The sequence below is a fragment of the Catenulispora rubra genome, from assembly GCF_015356825.1.
GTDB classification, from domain to species: domain Bacteria; phylum Actinomycetota; class Actinomycetes; order Streptomycetales; family Catenulisporaceae; genus Catenulispora; species Catenulispora rubra.
The window spans coordinates 20,413-28,097 of the sequence record NZ_JAACYW010000145.1 but is presented as its reverse complement, the minus strand read 5'-3'; the positions used below and the strand labels follow the sequence as shown (position 1 = coordinate 28,097).

At 66.2% G+C, this 7,685-nt stretch carries 2 protein-coding genes; both read right to left on the bottom strand.

Going from position 1 to position 7,685, the window contains the following annotated elements:
- Positions 1-205: 205 nt before the first annotated feature.
- Positions 206-4,132: a CHAT domain-containing protein gene (locus tag GWK61_RS31905; RefSeq protein WP_194915404.1), complete on the bottom strand. Its 3,927-nt coding sequence runs from the start codon at positions 4,130-4,132 to the stop codon at positions 206-208.
- Between the two features lie 74 nt (positions 4,133-4,206).
- The gene (locus GWK61_RS31900) at positions 4,207-7,035 is read right to left on the bottom strand and encodes a tetratricopeptide repeat protein (protein WP_194915403.1); all 2,829 of its coding nucleotides are present in this window, start codon (positions 7,033-7,035) and stop codon (positions 4,207-4,209) included.
- Positions 7,036-7,685 lie beyond the last annotated feature (650 nt).

Sequence of the window (7,685 nt, the reverse complement as noted above, 5' to 3'; positions counted from 1 at the left end):
CCGGCGACCTCCTGGGAATCGAGCAATCCGACACCGGAAGCTATGCCACCATCACCGACCCCTTACACACTCAAGCTGACGCTGATTTCCCAGCTCAAAGGCCCTGTTCGATTGAGCAACAGCCTCTTAAACCGTCGAAGACTTGCTGGACAAGGACATGGTTGGCTGCCGCGGCCAGCCATATGCGACACACTGACTATCCGGTTCAGATGCCGGTGTGCGTATAAGCAGCCCAAACCGTCGGGGCGGCATGGGAACGTCCGCGGAGCTGCCGGGTGGCCCAGTGGAGCGCGTGAGCTGCCTGCCGGGTGTCGGGAGGGACGGTTCCGCCACGGGTGAGGCGGCTGTAGAAGTACCGCGCCAGCTCACCGCCGGTGCGGTCACCGACCGGCCAGAGGGTGCCGATGACATTCTGGTAGCCGGCCAGGTGGAACGCGCCAGTGATGTGGATCGATTCGTCGGCGAGGTTCGCGGGGCTGACCGAGGTGTCGCACGCGCAGAGATAGGCCAGCGAGCCAGTCAAGTTCAGCTTGCTGATGTCGGACACCGTGAGCGGATCCGTGCGGTGGTCATACAGGACCAGCCTGCTGTTGGCCGGGTTCTTCATGTCGACGACTCCGTGGCAGGCGAAATGGACGATCGGATAGCTGGCGAGAATTCCGCTGATCTCCTCGCGGGTCGGCCGCGGCGGCCGTCGCGCCGCGGGAATGAGGGCGGCAACTGCATCAGCCTGCGCCGCTGCTCCGGAAAGCAGCGGAACGTCGGGAGCGTCGGGGACTGAAATGATGAGAGCGCCCGCCTTGACGGAAGGCTCCTGGGAACGGGCATGCACGAGGGCGCGCATTGTCGGGGCGTAGGAAGAGACGACGCGGTCAAGTGCCGTACGCGGGTGTTCTCGGGTGCCGGGGTCGGCGGACCTCAGATCGGCGTGATGCCCGGCGGCATGCAGAGGCAGGTAGTTGACCAAGCCGACGGGACACCACCAGATACGCGGCCATGCCTCCTCCGAAACCGGAGTGACGTGGTGGCCGAGAGCACTGAGAACCGGTCCAGTGATCGAGTCCCACAGCCAGGCCAGGACGTCGAGGATCGTGGCTTGAGCGTCCATCTTCGCCTGCGGTCCAGCACCATAGTCGACGGCTGTCCGCCGAGCGGACATCAGTAGGTTGGCTTGGCGACGGGCTTCCTCCTGTGTGAACGGCAGCGGGATGACCCGGCAGTGACCGTCGAGCAGGCCGGAGACCACGATGGCGTCACTGCGGGTCGGGCCGGCGACGACGAAGACGAAATGCCCCTCGCCGACGTGGTCCGCCAGATCCGCGATACTCGGCGCAGCCGCCGAGCGGGCGAATTCGTCGACAGCGCGGATGCGGGACATCACCTCCGTCCATCTGTTCTGCGCCGCTTGGAATTCCGGGCTGCCCGCCGCATGGTCGCTCCTCAGGTCGGCTCGCAGGGCCTTGAGAGCTCGCGCAAGATCCGGGTCGGCGCGCCGCAGCCAGGCCGGGTCATTGCTGCGGGCATCGACGGTGGCGGCCACCAGAACACCGCGGGTCTGCTCCAAAAGCTGCACCGCACGCTCGCCGTCACCGACCGTCAGAGCGGCCTCCGCGGCCACCTCTGGCAAGGACCGGAGCCGACCGAGTCGGCTCTCACGGTCGCTTTGAGTCAATGCGACAGGGATGAGTTCGGGAACCAGGGATACCGCGGTCTCGATATCCGCCAAGGCCTGCAGCGCGCCCTCGGCATCCCGATCGGCCAGTAGGGCCAGCTGCCGGTACGCGCCGATGCGGAGATCCGTGGTCACACCAGGCCCTTCCGCAGCCTCGCGGTAGGACTGCCGCGCCTCCTTCAGCACGGCGGTATCGCCAGTACGTTCGTACATTGCTTCCAGCGCGATCCCGAGGTTGTTCATGACGATGCCGTCTGGCCGGAGATCGCGCTGCTTCGCTCGACGGTAGAGCGCGATCGCCTCCGCGAGGGATTCGATGACCCCGTCGGACTCGTATCGCGCCTTAAGCGCGTTGCCGAGATTAAGGAGTCCAGCTGTCTCGTGGCGGGCATCCATTGGTGTCTGCAGCGCCGCGCGGTGTACTGCGATTGCTTCCAGGAGAGTGTCGGTATTCCCATTTCGGCGATAAAGGTCCTGGAGGGCGATACCCAATGACACGAGGGCACTGCCCCGCCTTTGAGAACCGTCGGGAAGAGCGTTGACAGCCTTTCGCCCGGCTTCAATGCCAACGATCAAGGAAAGCCCGTCGCCAGTCCGGTCGTACCTCATCCGCAGCACATCGCAGAGATTGGTCAGCGCCGCACCACGTTCGGGTTGGCCGTCGGCAGCGGCATCATCGGCTGCACGCCCGGCCCAGACCGCTTCCTCTAGGACCGCGGCCTCGCCGGTGCGGGTGAACAGGCGCTGAAGAGTGATGCTGAGATTGATGAGCCGACCGGCCAGATCAGGGTCGCCCGCAGGGGTAGCCCGAACCAGGACGCGCAGGACTCCGGCCGTCTCACGAAGAGTGCTGTCGTCACCGGTTGACACATACTGGAGTGTGAGCAGACGCCCGAAGTTCGCCAACCGCTCAGTGCGGCGGGGATCACCCGTGGGCGTAGCTTCGAGTGCGGCGCGAAAGGCGTCGATCGCGTCTGCGCGGGCCGCTGGCTCCCCGGTGCTGAAGGCGACGTCCGATAGCGCATCACCCAAGCCGGCAAGGCGGGCGCCGTACTCGGAAGGGCTGTCGGTGTGGGTGCCGACAGCCGTGCGCAGGACTTGCACCGCTTCGTGGAGAGCCTCGGCGGCCCCAGCCTGCTTTGCGAACTCGCGTAAGGCGTCACCGAGGCTCTGCAGCACGGCGCCGTAGTTGGCATGGCCGGGTGGCGTGGCCGAAGCTGAGGCGCGGCGGGTCTCGACGAGCTCGACCAGAATCTCAGGCTTTTGAGTCGCGTCCATGGACTTCTCAAGCGCGTTGCCCAGATTGTAGAGAACCGCACCGTACTCATCGTGACCGATGGAAGCGGCCTCCACTGCTGCCCGATGGACCTCGACAGCCTCAGAGAGGCTGTCTGTGTCACCCGTGCGCGCAGCGAGTTTCTGAAGGGTACTGGCCAAATTACTCAGAACGGCCACGTAGTTTGAGTCGTCGGCGTTGACAGCCTGTACCGCAGCCCTGCGGACCTCGACCACCTCAACGAGTGCTTCAGCGTCCCCGTTCGTGTCGGCCAGCATTTGCAGGGCGCCGGCGAGGGCCTCCAGGACCACAACGTACCGGGTATCACCAGCGGGCGTCGCCCGCACCGCAGCCCGGCGGGTATCGACCAGCTCGCCCAGCGCAGCGGCCGCTCCGCCACGCGCCGACGACTTCTGCAGGGCATCGCCGAGCATCGACAGAAGCAGGCCGTAGTCGTCGGCGGTGTCCGGCGTGGCATCAACGACGGCCCGGAACGTCGCAACCATTTCGTCCAGGACCGCAGCGTCTCCGGAATGGTCGAACACCGCCTGAAGGGTACCGCCCAGATTGGTCAGGCGCGGGACATAGGCGGCGTGGTCCGGCGGTGTCAGACCGACCGCGGTTCGGCCGAGCTCAGCAGCCTCCGTCAATTGGACGATGTCACCGTTGCCCTCAGCTACGATCCGCAGCGCGAACCCCAGCGAGGACAGAACTGCGACGCGCAGAGGGTGGTCAGGAGCCACGAGTGTCAATACTTCACGAAGGGCATCGATTTGACGTGGGGCGAGAGGCTCACCCCTCTGCAGCGATGAATTGACCGATTCGGCAGCCCGGTTGTACTGACTGATGAGTTCCGACTCCTGCTGAACATCGTCATCCGCCAAGCGCGCAAGATCTCTGCGAACAGGTTCGGGAACGGCATTGGGCGAGGCACGGTATACAGAGGCGTAGAACTCGGTCGCCGTCGCCAGCTCCGATGGGTTTCGTCTCGCCAGGTAACGCTGCCAGTGGAACGTGCCAAGCACTTGTGCGGCTTGAAGGTCGCTCCCGGGATCGATCGCGGCGGCCAGTGCCGCAGCCTCCCGCTGGGCGTCGTCGCTCAACAACGCATCCGTGCTCCGCTCCGTCACCATACGGATAAAGCGGCTGTTGAGCGCGGCGACGAGTGTGTCACGGTCCGACATACAGGGTCCTCATCGGCGTCGGCTACGTTCCCGTGGGTGACTCGGCAGTGGCCAGCGGTCCGCACGGCTGCTGGTCATGGACCTTCAGTCTGTATCTCGACTCCGGCATCCGTCTCCTGGACCGCCGAGGCTTCATAAGTGCGTTCGGATATCCGGTTCAGCATGCCGAGCATGCTCGTCAGGTATTCGGGGTTCTGGGGATCGCCGGCCGACGCCTGGCGGAAGGCGTCCGCTGCCTCTTCGAGCAGCGCGGGATCCCCGTCGATCTCGAAGAGCTCGTCAAGGACACCGCCCAGCTTGTGGAAGCGTTCGAATCGGCTGGGTGGCCCGTCCGATGGTGAGGCGACCGCCGACCGCCACAGGTCCACAGCGCGCGTCAGACTGCTCGGTTCGTGGGTCCGGTAGTAGTGGAGATGCCATGCCAGGGCGAGGTTCGAGATCGCGGCGGAGGTGGCCGGGTCATCGTCGGGGAGCCCAGCCAGCACCTCGTCGAAGATCTCGATCGCTTCGGCGAACGCTGCGGCGTCGCCTGTGGTTTCGAACTGGACGCGAAGCGCGTTCGCGAGGTTGTTCCGCACCGCCTTCTCACCGTCCGGTCCGATGTTGTCCGCCACCAGACGGAACAGCTGCACGGCCCTGATGAGCGCGCCCCGGTCGCGCGTCCGGTAGTGCTCAATCAGCAGTCCCTGAGCGTGGGCCGACGTGTCCTGCAGAGTCTCGAGAACGGCTGAGCCGTCGACCGAGCGCAGAACCCCCACCTCGCCAACGAAATGGCTGACGACCACGTCGATCTCCGCCAGGGTTTCAGCCGCGTCGTCCCAGCGGCCGGCGTCGAGAAAGGGGCGCAGGGCCGCGACCAAATCGTGGTAGCCCAGGCTGTCGGCGGCTGCCACAGCCAGGGAGAGGCATTGTTCGAGGTCTTGGGTGTACCTGTCCGGCTCGCGGCGCGCCAGTGCTCGAAACACGGTGACCGCGGCACGGGCCGCCCGCAGAGCGTCCTCTTCCCGCTCGGCAGCTGTCAGGATTTTGCAGAGGTTGCCCAGTGCTCCACCCAGGCTCGAGTCGTGGCGGAGCGGATCGGCACGCACCAGCGCCTGCCAGGCCTGCACCGACTCTTCCGCAGCATCCAGCGCGTCGGAGAGCAGACCGCGCCGGGTCGAGAACACTACCAACCCGTCCAGGGCCTCCGCGAAGAGCAGGAGCCCGGCCTCGAGGTCTGCTTCGGCGAGCCGACGACTCCAGTCCACCTCCTCCCGGGCCACCTCCAACGCGTCGTCGAACTCGGAGTGCTCCCACAGCATCCTGCCCAGGTTGCTGAGGGCTTCGACCAGCGACCCGTCGTACCGACCCGGGCTGCTCATCGCCGCCCGCTTCCAGGCGGTGACAGAGTCCTTCCCGAACGGAATCGCCTCCCCGGCCCGGCCCACGTTGCCGAGCATCCCCGCCAAGTTCATCAGGGCAGTGGCAAGGCCGGTATGGGTCTCATCCGCATCGGCGGCGTCCGCGGTCCGAAACCTCGTGACTGCTTGCTCGGCAGCGGCCAACGCCTCCTGCTCTCGCCCGGACCGCCAGAGCTGAAGACTCAGGCCGACCAGCCGCACACCGGCACTTCGATCCGCATCCGCCGCTCGGGCAAGCTGCGGGTCCACGGGGGCCGCGACGCGACGCGATCGCACTCGGGCAAGGCAGCCGCGTACGGCCTGCAACCCTCCCTGAAAACGCGGCGGATCGAGAGCCGCGAGCCGCTCGAAGATCTCGACAGCCTCCTGGGCGGCGGCCACGGCTTCGTCGTGGAAACCCACCTCGGCCAGCCGATCGCCGAGGAGCGAGAGGGTCGCGGCCAGTTTCGGCTCGTGCGAAGCCAAGCCACCGGCGACGAGCTGTCGACCGACTCCCACGGCCTCCCTGAAAGCCTCCACCGCGCGCCCAGGGGAATCACTCAAGTGGCCGACACCCAGCAGCGAAGCCGCAAGTCCGTCCAGATGCGCGGCCGGAAGCAGCTCGGCCGGCCGGCGCAGGACCGCGATTGCTTCTTCATGAGCTGACAATGCTTCGGCGCGTCGGTCGAGCGCCTCCAGCGTCTGCCCCAGCATGGCCAGTGCTCGGGCGAGATCAGGATCGTACGCTGCGGGGTCGCGCCCGGCGAGATCTCGGAACGACCCGACGGCCTCCTCAACGGCTTCCAGTGCCTCCTCGCGGCGGCCGCACTCATTCCGGTACGACCCGAGGTTGGCGACGGACTGGGCCAGGAGGCTGATCCGAGCGTCGGCGTCCGGCAACACCAGCTCGCGACACAAGCTGACCGCTTCCTCAGCGATGCCGATCGCCTCGGCGGGCCGCGACTGCCGGCTCAGGGCCTTCGCGAGGCCGGTCAGCGCGATGACCAGGTCCTGACGGTACTGGCCAGGACGGTCGGCCGCCAGGACACGGGTCCGTTCCACCGCTTCCTGTGCGATCGCCACAGCCTCCTCTTCCCGCCCGGCATCAGACAACAGGACGGCAAGATTCGTCAGTGCGGCAGCGAAATCCGGTGCCGCCGTCTCCCGCTTCCGGCCGTCGGCACCCATCTCGCGGTGGATGGTTACCGCCTCCATGGCGGCATCCAACGCCTGCTGGCGCAAGCCCGCGTTGTGGAGCCGCGCAGCGAGCAGACGGTGGATCTGGGCACGCTCCACCGGATTCCGGGCCGAGGCCAACCGATGCTCGGCCAGCCGCTGCGCGAGCGTCGCGATACCCGGATCCAGCCGAAAGTTCTTGGTGTCATCGAACCGGGACTCGATCGCCTCGAGCACCTCGATCGGCACGCTCGCCATATCGGCGATCTCCGACAAAGCACTGCTACCCGGGCTCACGCCCGATGCGGAAACATCGTCGTTACCTTGCGGATCGCGCGCACCAGCCATGCGCCGGCCCCTCTCCCCGGCAGCACCGGGCCCCCTCGGCCGTCAATGACAGCCCTGCGCAGCCGAAGCCATCGACCACGGTCTCAATTCTATCGCCAGAGCAACACTTCGACGACGCTTCCACGCGACAGCCAGCGGACCCAATCACGGTGCGCCGACTGTGCGCGCGGCCCCCGTCCACTGGCCTCGGATGGTAGTTGGATCAACTCCGCCTCCTCGTAGCGGCTGCATAGGCTATCCCGCCGTGCCAACTGTCTCCGCAGTTCCGTATGCCCCCGCCGCGATGACCGCTCTAAGCTTGAGCACCGTATGCATAAACGTGGCATACAAATATCTGCGAGGCACGGTAAGCAGCAGCATAGGCACACGCTTAATGATGCGGACGGCCAAAACCCACCGCACTAGTCCTCGTCCTCCAGATGTGATTCTATCCACTCCCGCACAGACCAGGAGCCTCCCGAACCACCACATTCCTCTGACCTACATCAACGGCGCCAACGATGCGGTGTACGTCTTCAACGAGTTTCAGGCGCATCACACAAGTCGTCGTTTCGACATGGGGCGATGTGTTTTGCCACCTCCCGCTGCACGGCGACGGCGCCCCGGCCCTGTTCCTGGTCATCATGAGGGCTGTCCTGAAACCGTCCAGC